The organism is Streptomyces colonosanans (assembly GCF_001866645.1).
In the GTDB taxonomy this organism is placed as follows: domain Bacteria; phylum Actinomycetota; class Actinomycetes; order Streptomycetales; family Streptomycetaceae; genus Streptomyces; species Streptomyces colonosanans.
This window is the reverse complement of the sequence record NZ_MLYP01000129.1, coordinates 1-1,175: the sequence shown is the minus strand read 5'-3', so window position 1 is coordinate 1,175 and position 1,175 is coordinate 1. Positions and strand designations below refer to the sequence as shown.

General features: G+C 71.9%; 1 protein-coding gene. It reads left to right on the top strand.

Annotation, left to right across the window (positions count from 1 at the left end; translation table 11 throughout):
* On the top strand, positions 1-1,175 hold a 1,175-nt coding region (locus tag BIV24_RS30560), incomplete at both ends, for a thiamine pyrophosphate-binding protein (protein WP_071369715.1).

Sequence of the window (1,175 nt, the reverse complement as noted above, 5' to 3'; positions counted from 1 at the left end):
GCGCTCCAGGAGGCGGCGTCGGCCTCGGCCCCTGTCCTGGCGATCAGCAGCCAGATCCCCACCGCCGGCCTCGGCGGCGGCCGGCACGGCTATCTGCACGAACTACCCGACCAAGCGGCCTCGTTCAGAGGTGTGGTCAAGTCGGTCCACACGGTCCGCACGCAGTCCCAGATCCCGTCCGCGATCGCGGCGGCGTGGAAGTCGGCGCTGACGGTTCCGCACGGCCCGGTGTGGGTGGAGATCCCGCAGGACGTCCTTCTCGCGCAGACGAGCCTGCCGGTGGTGACGGCGGTGGATGCGACACCTGACGAGCTGGTTCCGCGTCCCGAACTGACCGCTTTGGCAGCCGAGTTGCTCTCGAACGCGGCCCGCCCGGCGATCATCGCGGGCGGGGGAGTGGTCCGGGCGGACGCGTCGGGCAAGCTCCTCCGGCTCGCCGAGAAGCTGAACGCCCCCGTGGTGACCACCTTCGGCGGCAAGGGGGCATTCCCCTGGGAACACCCCCTGTCCCTCCAGTCCTGGCTGGAGGACCGCCACACGACGAACTTCCTGGAGGACGCGGACGTCCTGCTGGTGGTCGGCTCGGGCCTGGGCGAACTGTCCTCGAACTACCACACGTTCAAGCCGCGCGGCCGGGTGATCCAGATCGAGGCGGACCTGGGCAAGGTGGAGGCCAACCACCCCGCGCTGGGCATCCACGCGGACGCGCGGCCGGCGTTGCAGGCGCTGCTGGAGACGGTGTCCGAACGACCCGACGAGACGGCCCCGCAGCGCGTACGAGCGCTGCTCGCACGGGTCGCCGACCGGATCGCGTCCCAGGAACTCACCCTGGAACAGGACGTGCTGGCGTCGGTGCGCCGCGCCCTCCCGGCCGGCTCCCCGTCCTGCTGGGACATGACGATCCTCGCGTACTGGGCGTGGTCGGCCTTCGACCCGCGCGGTGCGAACACGATGCACTCGGCGCAGGGTGCGGGCGGCCTGGGCTACGGCTTCCCGGCGGCGCTGGGCGCGGCCGCCGCGGACCCCTCGCGCCCGGTCCTCGCGGTCTCCGGCGACGGAGGCGCGCTGTACTCGATCGCCGAGCTGGCGACGGCACGGCAGTACGGCCTGAACGTGACATGGCTGATCGTCGACGACGGCGGCTACGGCATCCTGCGCGAGTACATGACGGACGC